We start from the raw sequence: 20,909 nt of genomic DNA, 5'->3' as shown, positions 1-20,909 counted from the left end.
TTCATTAAACTCTTATACCGAGGTTGGTCTATGGACAGCTTTCTAGAAAAAATCGATATCAATCAATATTTACCTGTGGCCGTTGACTGGGCGACTAACTTAGTACTGGCATTGTTTATTCTGCTCATTGGCATCTGGCTGGCGGGCAAAGCTTATAAAGCCGTGGTGTCTGTTGCAAACCGCTACGATAAGCTGGATGACACATTATTTAAATTCTTTGGTAGTGTCGCCAAATACACTGTACTGGCCTTTGTCGGCATCGCAGTGCTTAACCGTTTTGGCGTGCAAACCGCGTCGATCATTGCATTGCTTGGTGCCGCCGGGCTTGCAGTAGGGCTGGCACTGCAAGGCACTTTATCCAACCTCGCAGCGGGCGTCATGCTGCTCATTTTCCGCCCCTACAAGGTCAACGACTTTATCGACACCGCAGGCCAGTTTGGTAAAGTGACTGAAATTGATATGTTTACTACAATATTGCAGACCTTTGACAACCAGCAGATAGTGATCCCGAACAGTCATATCTGGGGCAGCAAAATTGTTAATCATTCCCATCACAGTATCCGTGGTGTCGATATGCGGTTTGGCATTGCGTACAGTGAGAGTATTGATGATGCAAGAGCTGTGATCCAATCCGTATTGCAGGCTCATCCTCATATTTTATCGGAGCCTGCGCCTTTTGTTGAAGTGGAGTCACTCAACAATAGCTCTGTCGACTTTTTGGTCAGGCCATTTTGCCAAGGAGCACATTACTTTGATGTACTTTATTCCGTGCCTGAACAGATAAAAAAAGCACTCGATGAGGCCAACATCGAGATCCCCTTCCCCCATCGTAAGGTTATTCTGGTCAACGAAAGTGACGCCTGAGACTCATGTACTGGGGCAGCATACCAAATGCTTGCCCCATATAAACAGAATCTAACCGCCAAACTTTGGTGCACTGTTATTCCTTGTCTATAGTATTTATAGATAAATGACAACATACTGGGACGTGATATGGCGCTCTTCGGCTTTGCTAAAACAAAAACTTCGGAACCACAAATCACCTTACCGCAAACATTACCTTGGCTAAAACTCGACCAGCAGGGCAATATACTCGCTACCAGTCAGGCTTTCAGAACTATGCTGGCCTTTGCAAACAGCGCGGTCCCTAAAACGCTGTCGGCTCTGTGCAATGATCAACGCGACTATCAGACACTTTATGAAGCACTGCAAAGCCAACAACAACATACAACCCTGATTTGTACCATGCACAATACCGAAGGGTCTCTGTACAATGTCTCTGTGCAATTTTGTTTGGCAGATAACGCACAGTCCTTTGCCGTGCTACAGGATGTTACCGCACAGTATCAGCCTTTGATGGACAGCGCGTTAATCACTCAGGCGCTGTCAGACGCGCAAGCCTTAGCAGAGCTGGACCTGCGGGGCACCATACTCAATGCCAATAACCATTTTTCAAACCTGGTGGGAACCCCAAAACAGCATTTGCTCAATGAGCATTATCAGCAGTTTGTGGTCAACAAGCCGCTTGATGAAACCCACTGGGAAGCACTTTGTGCGGGCGAGTATGTTGAATGTGACCTTAACTGGCAAATTGATGAACAAACGTTCACCTGGTTACATGCTAAGCTCGTTCCCGTGGCAAACAGCCGGCAACAGATATCGAAAATCCTGCTATATGCCAGCGATATTTCAAAGCAGCGCCAAACCCTGATCAACCTGACCAGCCAGATTGACGGGATCCACCATGCACAGGCGGTTATTGAGTTCACCCTGGATGGCACCATAGTGACCGCAAACCAGAATTTTCTCGATGTCATGGGCTATCAGCTGACGGAGGTCCAGGGGCAGCACCATCGTATGTTTGTCACAGCGGCAGATGCTGCCAGTGAAGAGTACACCGCTTTTTGGCAAGCGTTGGGACGGGGCGAGCTGCAGTCTGGTGAATTCAAGAGAGTCAATAAGCACGGCGATCCCGTCTGGATCCAGGCACACTATACTCCTCTCTACGATGAAAATGGCCGGCTCTGGAAGATCATGAAGTTCGCCTCTGACATCACCGCAGACAAACTCAGGGCTTTTGAAGCCCAGGGCCAGATAGATGCCATAAACCGCTCCCAGGCAGTCATCCAGTTCGAGTTAGATGGCACCATTTTAGACGCCAATGACAATTTTCTTGAAGCGATGGGCTACCAAAAAGAGGAGCTCATCGGGCAACACCACCGACTGTTTGTTGAGTCCGGATATGCGCAAAGCGAAGAGTATCAGCAGTTTTGGGCTGAATTGAGAGCTGGCCGCTTTAACGCTGGTGAGTTTTGTCGATATCGCAAAGGGGGCAAAGAAATCTGGATCAGCGCAACTTATAATCTCATCCGTGATGATGAAGGTAACCCCCTAAAAGTCGTTAAATACGCCATGGATATCACGCGTCAGAAACAGATAGCGGCAGATCTGGAGGGACAAGTACAGGCTATTCATAAATCTCAGGCGGTGATTGAGTTTGAAATGGACGGCACTATTGTCTGGGCCAATGACCTGTTTTTGGCCACCATGGGGTATGCACTCGACGAGGTGAAAGGCCAGCATCACCGTATGTTTGCCACCGCGGAACAGGCGCAAAGTGACGAATATCAAAGGTTCTGGGCGCAGCTCAATCGTGGTGAATTTGACTCAGGACAGTACATGCGAATTGCCAAAGATGGGACTGAGGTCTGGATACAGGCAACCTATAACCCCATCCTGGACCAGCATGGTCGCCCGGTCAAAGTCGTTAAGTATGCCACGGATATCACGGCGCAAAAGCAAGCCGTACAGCATATCAAAGATGCTATTTTTGCGCTTGAGCAAGGCGATTTAACCCACCGTATCACGGCAGAACTGGGAGAGGATTTCTCTGTCCTGACCAAGGCGATGAATGGATTGTTTGATAAACTCAGTGAGCTGGTGCAGACAATTAACAACGGTGCTGCACAAGTGTTTGACATCGCCAGACAAATCGCCAGCAATAATGAAGAGCTCAATAGCCGTGTTGAAAGTCAGGCTGCCAGCCTGGAGGAGACGGCGGCCACCATGGAGCAACTTACCGCAACCGTGAAAAACAATGCGATCAGCGCAACCACTGCATCTGAACGGGCAGCGGTTGTCCGAGAAAAAGCCGTCAGCGGTAAGCACACCATTGAGGATGCCATCAGTGCAGTAGGCAATATTGAAGACTACAGCCGAAAAATCTCCGATATCGTTGGCGTGATTGATGAAATTGCCTTTCAAACCAACCTGCTGGCACTGAATGCATCCGTTGAAGCTGCCAGAGCGGGTGAGGCAGGCAGAGGGTTTGCCGTCGTGGCCAGTGAAGTGCGCAACCTGGCACAACGCAGTGCCAGCGCAGCCAAAGAGATAAAAACACTCATCAAAAACAGCGTCGATGCTGTGAGCGAAGGCAGCAAACTGGTTTACGATTCTGGTACAACTTTCGATGAGTTGACGGAGTCGATTGCACAGGTCAGCGACATGGTCGCCAACATTGACGATGCCAGTAAGGAGCAAGCATCCGGTATCGCCGCTGTATGTTCAACCATTGCGCAAATGGATGGCATTACCCAGCAAAATGTCTCTTTGGTGGAAACCACGTCAAAGTCGGGCAAAACCATGGAAAACCAGGCACGAGTACTGACCGATCAGGTCGCATTTTTCCATCTGGATGAGAGCCGCTTATCTTAGCGGCTGCTCGGTTGGTATTCGCGAATAAAACTATACTCAAATTTACCCGTATTGAGTTCGTCACAAACAAATCAAAGCGACCCGATACATCTGAGCTGTGGAATTTTAGTGGCTTTTTTTCGGCCCCTGGCGTACCAGGTCCTTACCATTGTCAAACACGTCCTGAGTGACCCAGCGGCCGAGGATCAGCTGATGATTGTCATCCAGTACCGCTACAAACGGTCGGCCATTGCTATTATTGGTCGCCAGTGCAACACCTGCGGCATTATTCAGGCCCAGGCCGCCACTTTCCACCAACCTCAAAAAGGCTTCCAGTTCATCCAGCGTGCTGATCAGTTCTTTGTCGTCAATCATGTTTTTTACTCAGTTGTCGCTAAAAGCGCGTAGCATATCAGCTCTGCCATTGTCTGCGCCAGTATTGGTGCTGTAGATCCTACTCAGCGCCTTTTACCTCCGTGCCCCTGTTCATCGGCGATGTCGGATTGCATGGCTTGTTTGATGGCCTCTTCAGTCTGGATAAAGAGCTTACGATAATCGTGATCGTACTGCTGTCCTTCACTGCCATGTTGCCAGGTATCATACAGTTGCTCTGATGCTGCTTTTTCGGTTTCCCAGAAAGCCTGTTTTTTCTGCTCGGCAAGTGCAGGCTCAAAACCAAGGCAAGTCAGTGCACTAGCACCCAGATCCAATGCTGAATGATACGTCTCACTGACAATCACATCGGCACCAGCGTGTTTTAATTCATAGTGATGCCCCCTGTCGAACGCCCTGGCCAGCACGGTTACGCCCGGGTGGCTTTGCTTAACCGCATGCACCAGTGCTCTGGCACTTTCCCTATCATCAATGGCGACAACCAGTAACGCGGCCTGTTCAATACCGGCTGTGTGCAATAGCTCAGGCCGTGTCGCATCTCCAAAGTAGGCTTTGACCTGTATCCGACGCATTGACTCAACCTGATTCACATCGAGATCCATAACCACTGTGTGTACGCCATTGGCGATCAGTAATCGATTGACAATCTGACCAAACCGACCAATTCCCGCAATAATCACCTGACCCTGCTCCTGGATATCATCATATGCCTGTGGATTGGTGGTCTGCTGATAGCGCGGTAATATGACTTTGTCGTAGAGAATAAACAGCATAGGTGTCAGGAACATGGATAAGGCCACAACGAGTTGTAGCAAGCTCACAGTCGAGGCCGGAATAACATGATTTTGCAATGCGTAACTCAAAAGTACAAAACCAAACTCGCCAGCCTGAGACAAACTCAGAGCAAATAACCAACGGTCACTGTTGTGGATTTTGAACAGCATCGCCAGCGCCCACAGTACGCCAGCTTTAACCAGCATCACCGTCAGCGTGAGTGTGATGATCAGAAGCAGGTGCTCAGACAGTATGGCAAAGTTAATACCAGCCCCAACCGTAATGAAAAACAGCCCCAGCAATAAGCCCTTGAAGGGCTCAATATTTGATTCCAGCTCATGACGAAATTCACTGTTGGCCAGTACCACCCCCGCCAGAAAGGTGCCTAAAGCCGGAGATAACCCCACCAGGCTCATCAGAGCGGCAATACCAATGACAAGCAACAAGGCGGTTGCAACAAAGATCTCCCGTAACCCTGAGTTAGCAACATAATGAAACAAGGGGCGACTCAGGTAGTGCCCTATCACGACAACCCCTGCGATGCTGGCAAAAATCGCTCCGGCATAGGCCCAGGTTGGCAACCCAGCCACTAAGCTCAGTGATTCATGGTGCTGCGCCGTGGCTTGCATCGTCTGTGCAGCACTGACCAACTCGGGCAGTGCCAAAACCGGAATAAATGCCAGTATGGGGATCACGGCAATATCTTGCATCAGCAACACTGAAAAGGCATTGTGCCCGCCTTCTGTCTTTGTCAGGCCTTTTTCATTAAAGGTTTGCAGTACAATCGCTGTAGAAGATAAAGAGAATACCAAGCCGATTGCCACTGCAACGCTCACAGGCTGCCCCAGTAACCAGGCAATGAACGCCAAAAGAACTGCGCTGCCGGTGACCTGCAACCCGCCCAAGCCTAGTAGCCGATGGCGCATTTGCCAAAGCATTTGAGGATGCAGCTCCAGTCCGACCAGAAACAACATCATAACCACCCCAAACTCGGCAAAATGCTGAATTGTCAGAGTTTCTTCGCCCACCATGCCAGACAAAGGGCCAATTATCACCCCAGCAATGAGGTAGCCAAGTACCGAGCCCAGCCCCAGTTTTTTTGCCAGCGGCACCATAATGACGGCGGCTGCCAGATAAACAAAGGCCTGTATAAAATAGCCAGTCATGCGCGGCCACCTGCTACTTTTACTGCAGCCTGACACTCGGTTTTGAACGCTTCGAGTGTGGCGCAAGGCGTTGATCCGATAACACTTAGTACTTTATTTTTTTTCATATTCAGACATCCCAATTTCGCGCAGTGACCTTCTAAACTTTAGTACGAAAAGGGCAAGTATGCTGACTCAGGCTGATCTATGGATGATGTAATGGTGACACAGACACACTGTCCGTTTCGACAGCCAAGGTAAAAGGTTCACTGCATCGGAGTGTTAACCGTGTTTTAACTCTCCACAGCGTAGCGTGAGTAAAAAAAGGACTGCAAAAATGACGTACACAACTTCAACAGATAAGTTTGACCGCACGGCACGTGCGCTGCACTGGATCTCAGCCGCCGTGATCCTGTGGGCGATGCTGTCTGGTTTTTACATGGCTTTATTTGAAGTCGACAGCACAACCAAAAGAACACTCAGTACCTTCAATGTCTCTTTGACCTTCGTCTATTTTCCGCTATTCCTCTGGCGTCTGGTACACAGAATTACCTGCACACCACCGACCCAACTCGAACAACTCAGCTTACGCCACGCAAACCTCGCCTGTGCAGCGCATAAATTCATTTACTTGCTTACGACTATTGTGATGTGCTCCGGTGTATTAATGATGCAGCGTTCGTTCTGCGTGTTTGGCCTGTTTACTGTGCCGCCTTTGCTCAGTAACACGAGCCTGCAGGACGTATTTGCCCGAATGCACGTGCTCAGCAATGTTCTGTTGCTGTCCATGATCACTTTACATATTGTGGCAGTGATAAAGCATCAGCTTGATGGACGAGCAATATTGCAAAGAATGTTGTGAACTAAACACTAAAGAGCGCTTTTTTAGGCGCCGGACACCCTGCTGAATAGCAAAGCAACGAATTTACTTAATTACAGCGTTGATAGAATCACACGATTGTTCCCATATAGTTGTTCCCTCAAGACATTTGGTGATAATCTGTGCAAAGTTGCAGTTTTTAAGGATAAACGTTATGCAATCATCTCCTCGTTTTCACTATATAGACAACCTGCGTAGTCTGGCTCTGTTACTGGGTGTCGTGTTTCATGCTGCGCTGGCCTATGGCCCTTACTTTTCAAATATCTGGTTTACCGCCGATCCAACCAACCACGTCGCATTTGACTACTTTGCAATCTGGTCACACTTATTCAGAATGCCGCTGTTTTTTGTCATCGCCGGATTTTGTGCGGCCCTGTTAATCAGCAAACGTGGTGGCAATGGCTTTATTATTAATCGCCTTAAACGCGTATTGCTGCCATTTGTGGTGTTTTTTCCTCTGACCATGCTGGTACTGTACCATGCGCTTGGCTGGGGAGCTGAAATCGCTCACGAAAAACCAGCCCTGTTTACGGTTTTTCAGTCTGTGAAAGAGCCGATTATCTCGACCATGCATTTATGGTTTTTATGGAATCTGACCCAGTTCTGTTTACTATGTTGGCTGTTGCAAAAACACGCCAGTCTCTATCAGTCGATATTGGCAGTAGTTGTCCGCCCGGCTTTTCTGCTTGTGGCTTTACCCATTTTGCTTACGGTCGCACTATATCAGCAGCTGGTACCGTTTCCGGCACCTGATAAACTCTATCCGGAGCTTTGGTCCTATGACTTTTACGGTGTCCTATTCCTGGTCGGTGCCGGACTTTACCACCATCATATCCGTGTGCAGCAGTATGCCCGTTACTTTATTCCTTTGTTAATAATGGCATGCCTGTCATTAGTGCCTTATTTTTATCTCATGCCATCTTCCCCCTCGTTGGAAGCCATAATTCGCGCGGCCAATACAGGCGTAACAACACCTGAGCATATCGATATCTTTGTTGTTATTGCTCAGTCGATTGCGATTGTGGCCTGGACTGGGGTTGCCTTTTTGGCAGGCTATAAATGGCTCAACCAATTCAGTCAGCTAAACAAGTATTTATCGGATGCCTCTTACTGGATATACCTTATCCATGTACCGATACTAATTTATATCCAGTTCCCACTGAGTAATACCACTTTGTCGCCCTGGCTTAAAATGTTCGTTGCCGTGTCTGCGACCATGGCACTCGGTCTGCTAAGCTATCAACTACTGGTCAGACACACCTTGATAGGTGTCTTGCTCAACGGAAAAAGGGTTAAAACAGCCCGCTCCCAGCAACAAGCTACGCCCATTTCATAACTATAAACCCGGTTAACTGATCGCTGGGCGACGTACACTAAGCAATTTATTTAGACGATGTAAAAGCAGGTAGATGAGGTGCTACCTGCTATCAGTAAAAACACGATAGAAAAACACTAATCATTTGATTAGTATGGTTATAATTTTTTATTTTGATACCATCCCCCTTCTTTTAAAGCTGTTTTCCAACCGGCACCTCGCCTACTGAGCATCGCTTTAAGCGCCTGCTTTCTTGTACCTTGTCTTATAAATTAGGTTCTAAAAGGCCCATTCGAACGACAGAACATTTCCCTTTCAGCAAACTTGCCAACATATTCACAATTAAGGGGACGTCAAAATGGACAAAACACTCGAAAATGCTTCTGCAGCAGAAGCGATTAAAAAAACAACCACAATAAAGTCGCGCCAGCCTCTGTCATTACAGGCCGCACGGAACGCACTCAGTTACAGTGTGATATTCTGGTTTCTATCCGTGCTGCTCGGGCAATGGTTTTTCTTTTATTACATCATCAAGTTCTACGGATTTTCAGTGATCAACGACAATATGGAGATCTGGAATCGCTGGGAGGTGATGGGGGCGACCCCCTATCATGCCGGAGACTTTGCAGGTAACCTGGCTTTTGCTGCCCACGCAATCGGTGCAGGCATTGTCGCGTTTGGTGGTGTATTTCAACTTATTCCCAAAATGCGCAGCCGCTTTCCAGTTTTCCACAGAATCAATGGTTACGTTTATCTGTTTACCGTCATCTTGCTGGCCCTCTCAGGTTATTATCTGGTGTGGTTCAGAGACACAAGCCCTGTCCAATTGGGCGACATAGGCACCAGTATCAATGGGTCGTTGATCCTGGGGTTCGCCTATTTAACAGTACACAGTGCGATAAAGAAAGACATGACAAGTCACAGAAAGTGGGCCATCTGTTTGTTTCTGGTTTCTAATGCGCAATGGTTTCTGAGAGTGGGAGTATTCAGTTACCTGATCACAGGCACCACATTGGGCCTTAACCCCGCATTTGGCGATCCCTTTTTCTCAATGTGGACTTTTGGCTGCTTTCTGATCCCGCTATTAACAGCGCAGCTATACTTTTATGCTCAGGCAAACCGCAAGACATCAGTAAAACTAGGTGTCAGTATCACTTTGTGTGTATTGACCTTACTTATGCTAATCGGCATCGTGGGCTATACACCTTTTCTGCTCTCAGTTATGTCTGAAGGGCCCATCTCTATTTAATTTCGAGTACTTACAAGATCATAAAAAGCAGGGCGATTTAATCGCCCTGTTTTACTTTCATAAAAACCGATTAGCGCTTCTATAGTTTTTTGATATCAACACGCAGTGTTTCCAAATGTGCACTAATCGCCGGGTCTACCTTGTTCGAAGTACCACCACCCAGGTGTTTGGCAAAAAACCGTTCCATCGCAACAATCGACGCCAGTTTATTGCTTTGCTTCATAAAGCCGTGACCTTCATCTTTCGCGAGAATGTACTCGACGGGATGGTTTTTAGCTGCCAGCGCTCTGGCAATATTATCCGACTCAACCTGGGTAACTCGAGGGTCATTTGCACCTTGCACCAACATCAAAGGCGCTTTGATTTGGTCGACAAAGTTAATCGGCGAGCGCGATTCCATATCGGCTCTGTCCTGGGCTACCTCTGGGTCTCCCACTGAAACATACCAGGTGCCCAGATAAGGGCGGTAATGCGCTGGGAAAGATTCCATCAAAGTCACCAGGCTGGATGGACCAACATAAGAAATCACGGCTTTATATACATCTGGCGTAAATGTCGCACCGGCCAGCGCAGCATACCCGCCATACGAAGCCCCCATAATACCAACGCGCTGTTTGTCTGCAATGCCCTGCTCTATCAGATAATTTACGCCATCTGTCAGATCATGCTGCATGGTGCCGGTGCCCCAGTTTTTCTCGCCAAGCTGAACAAAGCGCTTACCAAACCCGAGAGACCCGCGAAAGTTAGGTTGCAGCACGGCATAACCACGGTTTGCAAAATAATGAGCTACGGGTACAAAATAACCGCTACTGTAGCCCCACTGATCTCTCGCCCAAGGTCCGCCATGTGGCAGCACTATGGTTGGCAGATTCTTATTTAAATTCTTAGGTAAGGTCAGATATGCCTGGATTTCAACCCCATCAGATGCCGTATAGGTAATCGACTTTCTGTCTCCCAAAAGGGTTGGGTCAAATCCGGGCGCTTCATTCAACAAACCTGTCAGCTCATCCTGAGCCGGATAATAAGCATATTTTTGATCTGGCTGGTCGGCAAATGACACGGTCAGGAGCCACTGGTCTTCCTTATGATTAATCTTGTCTACTTTTACTTCAATATCCTGAGTGAAGCGACTTTTTATTTGTTTCAGCGCTTTAGCCGCGGCGTCTGTCAGTGGGTAATTACGCAACCGACCACCATAATACGAGACGATCAGTGGCTGTCCTTGCTCATCAAACACAACATGATGCAGATCAGAGCTATTTTCTGGATCAAGGTGCACCGTTTCAATAGATTTGCTCTCCAGGTCCACTTTAATGAGCTCCTGCTTATCACGACCTTCGATGCTACCTGCCACAAATGCAGTATTGGTTTGTTCATCGAAACTGATGAGCTCCAGTATCTCGCCCGGCTCAGTTGTCATCACCTTGAGCCAGCGTCCATCAGTGAATCTGTACATACTTCTGGAATTGTCCGCATTAAGCGCCAATCCTAATGCTACCTGGCCGGATTTACTCAACTGCGCCTCGAACAGGCTCACACTGTTGGTCTGGGTTTGGGTCAGCTTGCCTGTATCCACGCTCAGATGAAAGTAATCGATCCGCTCGGGTGTAAGGTGATTCGCTGCAACAACGAGCACATCTGCATTCAGCTCCGATTGCCCCAGCAGGCTGTAATCAACCTTATCATCATGGGTGAGCCGGGTCATGGTACTGGCTGTCGGCGCCTTATCGTTCAGCGCCAGTTTGTAAATCTGGCTATTCTCATTACCCTGATGATCCTTAGAAAAAATAATTTCATTGTGATTGACAGACCAGATAAAACTATCAACCGAGTCGATAAGGTTGGTGACTGGCACTGGTGTCATATCAGGCTCATCGGCAGCAACCACAAACAAGTTATGTGCGCCATTGTGCATTTTCAGAAATGCTATCCATTTGCCATCCTTTGACATCGATATCGACTTTTTCTCACTGGTACTGAATAAACTCTCAACATCCACAAATGCCGACACATGCTGAACCGACTCTGTCTCGCGGATAGGCTGCTTATCGCTCAGCGTACAACCCGACAACGCAGCCGTAGTACCAAGTATGGTGCTTAGTGCAACACTTAGCGTCAGTCTGGTTAATTTATTTTTATTCGTCATCATGTCACTCCTTCTGCTTGTTGAAAAACATCATTACACGATTTATTATTATTGTAAAACGATAATTTATTTTCTTTTTTCAGAAATTAGTTTCTGTATGATATGATTCTTATCAAGAACAACATAGAAAGAAGGGATCTTTATGGTCAAATCAACAGACAAAATTCAGCGCTGGTGCGGTACCTTCCGTGCTGCTGTGCTGGGTATCAGTGGCATCGTAATTTCGTTTCTGGCTTATCAGCTTATCGTCAACGGGCAAGTGCGTTATCTAGATAGCGAGTCGTTCGACTTACTGTGGCAAAGTGAGCAAGTAGGTAACGGCGTTTTGTTTGCTCTTACTGTCCCACTGCTGGCAGGAATGCTTTTGAGTGTGTACTGGATCATTCGGCTGATGAAACTATTTAGCACGGGGCTGTTCTTTCACAATAGTTGTTACACTTGCTATCTGGGCTTTATCTGGACAAAAATCGCACTGGAACTGTATTCATCGGGCCTGACTTTCTCGCTGGATTACTGGTATCACACGCTTTACCACTCCAATCAGGTGGTGTTAAAAATCCCTTTTGGTGAACTCATGACACTCGGACTATTTGCTGTGGTGGCTTACCTGCTCAAAGCGGCAAAAGAAATAGAAGACGAAAACAAGGAGTTTATTTAAGCCATGGAAATTGTTGTCAACTTAGACGTAGTAATGGCAATGCGTAAAGTGTCATCAAAGGAGCTGGCTAAAGCCATAGGGATCACCGAAGCGAATCTATCCTTGCTCAAGCGCGGCAAGGTCAAAGGTGTGCGCTTCGAAACACTGGCACAGATCTGTCATTATTTAGAGTGTCAGCCTGGCGATCTGCTGGCCTTTAAACCAGATGGGGAATAACAACCCAGGGTTGCAGGCTTCACTGCAACCCCAGGCTTCATAAATGAATTAAAACTGAGCGACAAACTTTAAGCTGGTCTCTTCACCGGCATCACGGTCAATGTATTCGGCAGTCAGATAGTAGCTGTCGTTGAAAAAGTACTTACCCTGCAACGCCAAATCGGAGTCATAAGAGCCAACGCCTACAGCAATGTTGCGGTTAAAGTAATAGTTTACCAAAGCATTGGTATACGACTCATCGGTGTAACCTAAATCGATCTCATGGTGAGATACATCCACGCTGATATAACGCTCAGCATCCAGGTGCATAAAGTAGCGGCCAGATACTGTGTAGTTGTCCATCTCGTCATCTGTATCGATAGTCACACCTAAATAATCGGTGTCATTGAGCTGATGATTATACTCAGCTTTTAACCAGGTGCTGTCTGATCCCAGGTCAGACTCATTGCGACGAACACTCAGCTTCAGCTTGTCGTTGTACAGATACCCGATACCGTAAGTGTAATGGTCATCTATTTCACCCAGGTCGCTGACTTGACCAACCACGAATACTTCTTTGCTGAAATATCCCTCACCGGCAAAAGAAAAGCGGTTCATATACTCATCGTTGTAGTAACTCAGGCCCACATTGCTGTCTGTATCCAGGTAACCATAATCATCCCAAACACCTGAGTTCTGTTGCGGAGCAAAGAAATAACGGCTGCTTAGCATCAACGCATCGTTATCAAAGGTACGGTCCTGATCAGTATAGGTTGCACTGTTAAACCATTGCTTGGTCTCTGTGGCATGAGCGGATGTGGCGGTAATAACGGCGAGTGCCGCAAGTGTGAGTAGCTTTTTCATAAAAACCCTTTATTTCCATATAGTAAAGCGGTATTGCTCACGACTCTGTGAGCGCCGCGCATAATATAGAGACTTAACTGAACGCGCAATGACTTTTTCAGTGTTTTACCGTTTTTTGCTTTACGGGTAATATGTTTAGCGACTCTTTACACAAACAGACAACGACAACAGATGAGCATAGTGATAATTGAAGATGAACCTGCGATTGCCGATACGCTGGTTCATATTCTGGAGATGGACGGGTTTGACGTGCAATGGTTTACCACCGCCGGCGACGGGCTGACGTACTTGCAACAGCAGACCGCCGACTTAGTGATCCTGGATGTTGGCTTACCCGATGGCAATGGCTTTGACTTGTGCAAGCAACTGCGCCAGTTTTCTACGGTGCCTATTATCTTTTTAACCGCGCGGGGTGATGAAATCGATCGCGTGGTAGGTCTTGAAATTGGTGCTGACGATTATGTCACTAAACCTTTTAGTCCAAGAGAAATGCTCGCGCGGGTGAAGCTCAGATTAAGAAAGCCTCAGCCAGCTGCTGCGACTACACCCGTTCAATCGGTAAAGAAATGGGAGGCTAAAAACTTTGATTATTACTACCAGGGAATGGCGCTTGGCCTGACGGCACTGGAGTTTAAAGTGGTTCATGCCCTGATCACACACTCACCGAATGTGCTAAGCCGAGCACAGCTATTGGATGCCACTCAAGCCCCGGCAGATTGCGGATATGAGCGGAATATTGACAGCCATATCAAAGCAATACGAATAAAAATGAAACAATTAGGCTGTTCTGAATCGTTAAAAACTAAGCGCGGATTTGGGTATTACTTCGAGGAGTTTGTGTGAAGTCACTACACTGGCCTCGCATCCCTCTGGGGCTGAGGTTTTTCTTTTTATACCTCATCATGGTACTACTGACGACCTATGTGATCAGCAACACCATGCTGCGTGAAATTAAACCCACCATTCGACAAGCCACAGAAGAAACCCTGGTGGATATGGCCAACTTATTATCTGTTGTTGTGGCGGAAGATTTGGCCCGGGGAAGTGCAGACAATAGCCGGTTAGTGGAATTGATGCGGGTATATGGGCAACGCAAAGTGGATGCCGCAATCTGGGGAATAGAAAAAACCAACATGTCGCACCGCATTTACCTCACCGATCACAACGGCATTGTGGTTGCCGACTCGTGGCAAAAAGACGTCGGCAGTGACTTTTCTCAGTGGAATGATGTCTATCTGACATTGCGTGGTGAGTACGGTGCGCGCTCAAGTGCCACCGACCCAAAGGATCCTTTATCAACCGTCATGCATGTTGCCGCACCTGTGATATATCAAAGTAAGATCATCGGCAGCCTCACCGTTGCCAAAGCCAATCGTTCTGTTCAGCCATTTATTGAGCACAGCCAGCAGCGGATCTTAAAATGGCTCGGCCTGCTGAGTTTACTGGCCCTGTTGATAGGTGCCCTGATCGCCTGGCGCGTCAATTCCGCAGTCACAAAGCTGGCTGAATACGCCAGAAAAATGGGCCTGGGTGAACAGGCTGCTAAACCCCAGTTTCGGATCTTCTACGAATATCGTCAACTGAGTGACGCCTTAGAACAGATGCGAAACCAGCTCGACGGCAAAGTGTATATCGAGCAGTATATCGAAACGCTCACCCACGAACTGAAAAGTCCGCTTTCTGGTATCAAAGGCGCCAGTGAACTATTACAGATGCCCCTGAGCGAGGACAAGCGCCAGCAGTTTGCAGGTAATATAGAGCGAGAAACGCTCCGTATGCAGCAACTGATTGATAGATTGCTCGAGCTGGCCCGGCTGGAGCAATTACCTGCTCTGAACACTCGACAAACGGTGCCGATTGCGCCCCTGCTCAACAAATATGAGCAAATACTTACAAACCGACTAATGCAAAAGTCAGCAACCTTCAATACCTCGTGCAGTCAAATAACAAGCGTCAATGGCGATCCATTCCTGTTACAGCAAGCCTTGCTCAACCTGCTTGAAAACGCACTGGACTTTGTCACACCACAGGGCGAGATCCGCCTGTCCGTCACACACAGCAGCGACACCTGCACATTCAGCATTTATAACACGGGCCCGGCAATTCCGGATTATGCCCTGCCCAGGTTATGTGAACGGTTTTATTCCCTGGCACGCGCGAATGGAACAAAAAGTACCGGGCTGGGCCTCAACTTTGTCGAAAGAATTGCCAGGCTGCATCAGGGGAAGCTGGCTATCGGTAATCATGAGCAGGGAGTCATGGCCACCTTCACCATAAAAACACCATAAGATCCCCACATAAGCGCCATCTAAACACCAATCAGCTCGGTTAGCCTGTATCTGCATCAGGTTTAACCGAGACACTTATGACACAACAAATTACAGAAAAAACCGGGATTAAATTAGCCATCATCGCCGCAATCATCGTATTGCTGATGATCCCCATCGCCATGATCAGCGACCTAATCGACGAGCGATCATCCACTCAGCACAAGGTGCAACAGGAAATAGCCCGCAGCACCAGTGGCACCCAATCTTTAATAGCACCATTTCTTTACGCCGAATACGAAGTAACCAAGATGATCGACGGCGTGCAAACACCGCAAAAGCATCGCCATGTCATACTTCCTGAACAGTTGACGGTATCGGGCACGCTAGACACCTTTGAAAAATACCGCAGCATCTACAAAGCACAGCTATATCGCGCAGACTTGAAGCTGACAGGCCATTTTGATAAGCAACAATTGCATGATTTAACTCAGCTGCCGTTGACCCGCCTGAGCATGGTAATGGGGATCAGTGATATCCGGGGGATTGGCCAAAACACGCAGGTCTCAATAAATGGCCAGACACACACACTTATTCCGGGGACCACACTTAACTCAATTGACGAGGGCGTGCATATTCCACTGACTCTGGCAGAACTGGAGCAGACAGCTGTGACATTTGATATCCAACTGCACTTGCAAGGCATGAGCACTTTGGCTGTCGCGCCTCTGGGAGTGCACACTCAGGTCTCGCTCGAAGCCAACTGGCCACACCCCAGTTTTCAGGGGGATTATCTGCCCGTTCGCTCTGATATCAGTGACACTCACTTTAGTGCCAGCTGGGAAACCAGCTACTTTGCGACCAATATGAAAGAGCTTTTCTCACGTTGTCTCTTTGGCAACCAATGTGAAGCATTAGAAGCACGTAATATGGGCGTACGCCTGGTGGACCCGGTCGATCATTACCTTAAGAGTCATCGCGCCACCAACTATGCCCTGTTGGTGATTATTTTGGTGATGTCGAGCTTCTTTTTGCTGGAACTGAGTAAATCCATAGCCATCCACCCAGTACAATATGGCTTTGTCGGCTTATCTTTGGCGGTTTTTTACTTGTTGCTGATTTCTCTGAGCGAACACCTTGGATTTAGTTGGGCTTATACCCTATCCGCACTGGCGGCAATTATATTGCTTGTGAGCTACATTTGGGGGATCCTGCAAAGTGCACGACTGAGTATCAGTTATTTTGCCGGACTCAGTGCATTGTATGCCATGCTCTACGCTATGCTGAGTGCCGAACACTATGCGTTGCTCATGGGCAGCCTCGTATGCTTTGTTGTACTCGCAGTTGTCATGCTCGCAACCCGGCATGTTAACTGGTACGGTGCCGCTAAGGTGCCTGTCAGACAAAACTCAGAAGCATCAACTCAATAACGGACATTGACGCCCAGGCACCCGAGCGGTTCACTCAGGTGCCTGGCCGTTGACCTGATACCTGAAAGAGCAAACAAGCCCGACTCGATAATTGAAAATATCAGCACAAATAATTCAATCAGACTGGCTTTCGCACCTTCAACTACACCCCGGTTAGTACTTCAAGATGGCATTTGTAACTAAACTCCATCCAAACTCATTATTCCTCCATATTTTTGCGATATACTGAACATTGGGTAAGAATAGAGTAGGAAATACAATGCGCCATTTTACACGTGCTATGTTAGCCGGAGCGATGCTAACCATGCTGTCGGGTTGTGAACTCGGCAGTAACGACGCACAAAGCAATATTGCCATCACCAAAGTATCCACAGGTCCGCTTGAAACGCTGGAACCGAACACAACGGTGACGGTCTTCTACGATGTTGATATCACCGGCTTTAAGGATATTGACGTCGACGTACACTTTTATCTGGTACACGCAGCTGAGCTGGACACCTCTGACGGTGAAGAAACCGAAATTGAAGAAGTGCACAAAGTTGGCGCATTGGAATTAACGCAGGTCTCACAGGGCAGCCACAACTTCCAAACTGACATTACCATTCCAGACACACTATTGGGTGGTCACTATCATCTGATAGCACAAATAGACCCTCATGATGACCATGTTGAAGACGTCGAAGAAGACAACCACCCATCGGTAGATCATGAACCCTTTGCAGATGGTGACTTCCCGTTTGCCGATGTGCACGTGCGTGTCCTGGAAAGTCACGACTACAAACTGGTAAGCGCAACATTTGGTCAGGAGGCACTGATCCTGGATGTGCCCAACACCAACGATGGTACCAGTGAACATCATTCCGATCTGGTCGGCTATCTGACCGCAGACTACGAAGGTGCCAACCTGGGCAATACGGTTATTACTGCAGAAGTTTTGGTGAATGGTAACTGGCAAACCACTCACTTCTGGAATGCTGAAACCAAAGCCTACGAGGCACAGATCACTCACAGCTTCACAGCTGGTTTGCATGATGAGCACATTGGCTTTGACATAGCGCTGGATGATGCCCTGCTCACCCAGATTTATCAGGGATACGATGCAACGCAGGAGCAATCATTGCAGGTGCGTTTCACGTTAACCGATCTGGCCCAAAATGCTGAAACCATCACAGACAATAACGTGATCGAAGCTCAGCTTCCTTTCTATTTCTTTGCTGGCGAGAGCACCGATACTGAACAAAGCCTGGCTAAACGTGATGCCCAGTACTCAGTTGGCCTTGCAAATATCAAATTAGAAAAAGAGTTTGATAAATCTTACGGCGATAAGTCTAAATTCAGCGTCGGCGTGGATTTAAGTGGTCAATTGTTTATTGTACCAACGGGCGATCCTGGCGGACGTATTGCCGGCGAAGGTGTGGTTGAAGCCTACTTCTTTAACGCGCAGAATACCTTATTCAGTATTTCTTATGACGGCAGTGCCTATATCAGTGGGCAAAATACCGGCTATGCATCGGAAATGATCATCTTTAATAACGTTGCGTTTGAGGATGAGAAGTACACCACGAAATATGAAAAATCCTGGGAAAAATCCTGGGAAGAGGAAAAAGTACTGGCCCAGGCTCGCTTTACCATAGGTCCGGTCCCTATGAGTGTTGAAGCTGGTGTCACTGGTAACCTGGGTTTTGAACTCACTGTCGGTTACAACGCAGAGTTATATGCAGAAGGCGACCTCTTCCATGTAGACTTTGGTGCATTTGGGCGCGGTGGTGTTAATTTGGGTCTGGTATCAGCCGGTATTCAGGCTATTTTGACCTTGATTGATAATACCTTTGCAATGGAATCTAACGCTGGTTTTGCGCTAGTGTCTACTGGTAACAACAAACCTCATATTTACTATGCACTTGAATTGAAAAACGATCTGGATGTGATCTCTGGAAAGTTTGGCTTGTATGCGGAAACCGTTGGAGTCAAATGGTGTAAGAAATGGGGTATTCCGTACCCTTGTGGCAAGAAAACCCACCGTTACGACCTGTGGTTGTATCAAACACCCAGCGTGTTCAACAAGTCCTGGACTTTGTACTCCAAAGAGGACGAAATCGAACTATGATCAATCTTTGTCGATTGACTCTGCTTGCAGCGCCCTTTGCGGCGCTGACAAGCTTTCAGGTGATGGCTGGCACTCAGTGCCAGCCACAATACACCTTTGATATTAAAACCCAGACTTCCTTCGACTATATAAAGTTACAAAGTGCCCCACAAACGTCTATGGTGCATTTGCAGGGGCTGCTCTCCCTGAAGCCTGCAAAAAAAGAACAAGAAAAAAACTGGTGGGCGATTAAAGCGGATCAAGTCACCGCCGCTGTGGGCAAAGAGCGCATGCCATTGCCCAGCTATGAGCATGCATTTGCTTTTAAAGTGACGGAAAATGGCCTCATCAGTGATTTTTACTTTGCGACCAAACTGGATCAACAAACCCAGGACAAGCTAAAAGGGCTGGCTTATTATCTTCAATATCAACACGATATAAGTCAGGTAAGCAAAGAGCCCGACACTCTGGGGCAGTATCAGCCAGCATATCAACAAACTGGTAAACAGTTAAAAATGGTCAAACAGCACTATAGCGACTTTGACCGTACTCAGCTTGCCACTTTTAACCGTGTTGAGGTGCTCGACTCCGCACACCTCATTACGCCCTCAGCTTGCTTTATTAAACACAGAGAAGGTCAGGAAGCCCTCGCTCTGACAGGCACAGATCTGCGCTTTGGTTCACAACAAAGCTATACGCTGACACTGGCCCCTCAGCCATTTAAGAGTACTTTATACGAGCTGGACAACGACCTGGCGGCTTGGCAGACAACTGAGGCAGAACTCAGTGACGCTGAGAAAGCACGGCTGGCGGCTGAGCTAAACCAGTTGATTACCACGCAAGATATTACTCAGATAGACGCCCATACCCTGTCTATTCTGCTGCAAAAATACAATGCTGTGATTGGCACTCTGGCGCCGCTCATACTCTCGGGGGAGTTAAACGATAAAGCTCAGATGCGCCTGTTCAATGCACTAGGACAACTCGACTCGGATACCAGCCAGCAATTACTTAGCCAGTTATTACTGGCTGAAAAGCAACCTTTAACTCAGTTTCGTGCGCTGCGCGCGCTGACTCAGGGTAATGCCCCCTTGTCACAGCAGGCTGCGGACATGCTATTGGGGATGCTGACCGATGGCTTTAGTACTCTTGACTCAGAAGTCGAATCCAGTTTCTACATGACATTGGGGATCTTGCTCAACAATCGTAGCGGATCTGACACCGCCACACAGTTAAGTCTGGCCATTACTGAACAGATCACGCTGGGTGAAAGTGAAGGCAAAACGGCCAGTCTGATCACCGCATTGGGGAACAGTCGCGATCCACAGCATGAAACCCTGATCAATACCCATTTGTCGGACACCAGTGCCCGTATTGAAAAAGCATCTATCCGTGCACTGGGTATGATGCAAACTGACACGGCCTACAAACATCTTGAGCAGCACTTTTTTAAATCACCAGAGCGCAATAAAAAAGCGCTGCTCAGTGCGTTAGGGCATTATCAGATGAGTGCCAGAACCAGTGATACCGTGCTGAATATGGCGGTCAATGAGCAGGACGATGCGATTCGACTGGCTGCGATTAATGCCTTAGCCACTCAACAGCATAAAGAGGGAATTAAGCCCATACTGCGTCAGGCGCTGCAAAGTGAAACCTCCCGGCGAAACTTTAAGGCCATCATAAAACTGCTACACAGTAAGGACGAAAAGGCGCAATAGTGCCTTTTCTTCTTTTTGGAAAACGGTGTCTTCTGGATAAACCAGTTAATACCAATTTCACTTAATACCTGTTCTATTTGAAGGAGCAAATATGAC

16 protein-coding genes are annotated in these 20,909 nt (G+C 47.7%); 12 read left to right on the top strand and 4 right to left on the bottom strand.

Annotation, left to right across the window (positions count from 1 at the left end; all coding sequences use genetic code 11):
• Positions 1 to 30: 30 nt before the first annotated feature.
• Both CWB99_RS01115 and CWB99_RS01110 read left to right on the top strand, forming a co-directional pair.
• On the top strand, positions 31 to 864 hold the full coding sequence (locus CWB99_RS01115) for a mechanosensitive ion channel family protein (protein WP_138553247.1): 834 nt from the start codon (positions 31 to 33) through the stop codon (positions 862 to 864).
• A 129-nt stretch (positions 865 to 993) separates the two neighbouring features.
• A complete protein-coding gene (locus CWB99_RS01110; protein WP_138553246.1) occupies positions 994 to 3,714 on the top strand; it encodes a methyl-accepting chemotaxis protein in 2,721 nt (906 codons plus the stop codon).
• A gap of 105 nt (positions 3,715 to 3,819) precedes the next feature.
• Here CWB99_RS01110 and CWB99_RS01105 read toward each other — a convergent pair whose 3' ends face one another.
• Both CWB99_RS01105 and CWB99_RS01100 read right to left on the bottom strand, forming a co-directional pair.
• Positions 3,820 to 4,068, bottom strand: a complete 249-nt coding sequence (locus CWB99_RS01105; RefSeq protein ID WP_138553245.1) for a hypothetical protein — start codon at positions 4,066 to 4,068, stop codon at positions 3,820 to 3,822.
• Between the two features lie 83 nt (positions 4,069 to 4,151).
• Entirely contained in the window at positions 4,152 to 6,026 is a 1,875-nt protein-coding gene (locus CWB99_RS01100) for a monovalent cation:proton antiporter-2 (CPA2) family protein (RefSeq protein WP_138553244.1), read from the bottom strand.
• 316 nt (positions 6,027 to 6,342) lie between these two features.
• Between CWB99_RS01100 and CWB99_RS01095 the strand changes: the two genes are divergently transcribed.
• From CWB99_RS01095 to CWB99_RS01085, 3 genes are all read left to right on the top strand, one after another.
• On the top strand, positions 6,343 to 6,867 hold the full coding sequence (locus CWB99_RS01095) for a cytochrome b (protein WP_138553243.1): 525 nt from the start codon (positions 6,343 to 6,345) through the stop codon (positions 6,865 to 6,867).
• A gap of 172 nt (positions 6,868 to 7,039) precedes the next feature.
• Positions 7,040 to 8,221, top strand: coding sequence for an acyltransferase family protein (locus tag CWB99_RS01090; protein WP_138553242.1), 1,182 nt, complete (start codon positions 7,040 to 7,042; stop codon positions 8,219 to 8,221).
• Between the two features lie 337 nt (positions 8,222 to 8,558).
• Complete coding sequence (locus CWB99_RS01085) at positions 8,559 to 9,449, top strand: DUF2306 domain-containing protein (protein WP_138553241.1); 891 nt, start codon at positions 8,559 to 8,561, stop codon at positions 9,447 to 9,449.
• A 79-nt stretch (positions 9,450 to 9,528) separates the two neighbouring features.
• On the opposite strand, the gene CWB99_RS01080 is transcribed toward CWB99_RS01085, so the two are convergent.
• Entirely contained in the window at positions 9,529 to 11,598 is a 2,070-nt protein-coding gene (locus CWB99_RS01080) for a S9 family peptidase (protein WP_249331588.1), read from the bottom strand.
• A gap of 139 nt (positions 11,599 to 11,737) precedes the next feature.
• Between CWB99_RS01080 and CWB99_RS01075 the strand changes: the two genes are divergently transcribed.
• Together CWB99_RS01075 and CWB99_RS01070 are read left to right on the top strand one after the other, a co-directional pair.
• The gene (locus CWB99_RS01075) at positions 11,738 to 12,253 is read left to right on the top strand and encodes a hypothetical protein (RefSeq protein WP_138553240.1); all 516 of its coding nucleotides are present in this window, start codon (positions 11,738 to 11,740) and stop codon (positions 12,251 to 12,253) included.
• Between the two features lie 3 nt (positions 12,254 to 12,256).
• On the top strand, positions 12,257 to 12,469 hold the full coding sequence (locus CWB99_RS01070) for a helix-turn-helix domain-containing protein (RefSeq protein ID WP_138553239.1): 213 nt from the start codon (positions 12,257 to 12,259) through the stop codon (positions 12,467 to 12,469).
• 48 nt (positions 12,470 to 12,517) lie between these two features.
• Here CWB99_RS01070 and CWB99_RS01065 read toward each other — a convergent pair whose 3' ends face one another.
• Positions 12,518 to 13,312 carry a putative porin gene (locus CWB99_RS01065; protein ID WP_138553238.1) on the bottom strand — a complete coding sequence of 265 codons (795 nt, stop codon included), beginning with the start codon at positions 13,310 to 13,312 and terminating at the stop codon, positions 12,518 to 12,520.
• 171 nt (positions 13,313 to 13,483) lie between these two features.
• Between CWB99_RS01065 and CWB99_RS01060 the strand changes: the two genes are divergently transcribed.
• The 5 genes from CWB99_RS01060 to CWB99_RS01040 all read left to right on the top strand — a co-directional run bounded on the left by CWB99_RS01060 (position 13,484) and on the right by CWB99_RS01040 (position 20,813).
• Positions 13,484 to 14,155 carry a response regulator gene (locus CWB99_RS01060; protein WP_138553237.1) on the top strand — a complete coding sequence of 224 codons (672 nt, stop codon included), beginning with the start codon at positions 13,484 to 13,486 and terminating at the stop codon, positions 14,153 to 14,155.
• Positions 14,152 to 15,600: a two-component system sensor histidine kinase CreC gene (creC, locus tag CWB99_RS01055; protein WP_138553236.1), complete on the top strand. Its 1,449-nt coding sequence runs from the start codon at positions 14,152 to 14,154 to the stop codon at positions 15,598 to 15,600. The genes CWB99_RS01060 and creC overlap by 4 nt, the downstream gene beginning before the upstream one ends.
• A gap of 77 nt (positions 15,601 to 15,677) precedes the next feature.
• A complete protein-coding gene (creD, locus tag CWB99_RS01050; RefSeq protein ID WP_138553235.1) occupies positions 15,678 to 17,009 on the top strand; it encodes a cell envelope integrity protein CreD in 1,332 nt (443 codons plus the stop codon).
• A gap of 259 nt (positions 17,010 to 17,268) precedes the next feature.
• Complete coding sequence (locus CWB99_RS01045; RefSeq protein WP_138553234.1) at positions 17,269 to 19,116, top strand: hypothetical protein; 1,848 nt, start codon at positions 17,269 to 17,271, stop codon at positions 19,114 to 19,116.
• Positions 19,113 to 20,813: a HEAT repeat domain-containing protein gene (locus tag CWB99_RS01040; protein WP_138553233.1), complete on the top strand. Its 1,701-nt coding sequence runs from the start codon at positions 19,113 to 19,115 to the stop codon at positions 20,811 to 20,813. The genes CWB99_RS01045 and CWB99_RS01040 overlap by 4 nt, the downstream gene beginning before the upstream one ends.
• Positions 20,814 to 20,909 lie beyond the last annotated feature (96 nt).

Source organism: Pseudoalteromonas rubra (assembly GCF_005887095.1).
Lineage (GTDB): Bacteria > Pseudomonadota > Gammaproteobacteria > Enterobacterales > Alteromonadaceae > Pseudoalteromonas > Pseudoalteromonas rubra_E.
This window is presented reverse-complemented; position numbering and strand designations above follow the sequence as displayed.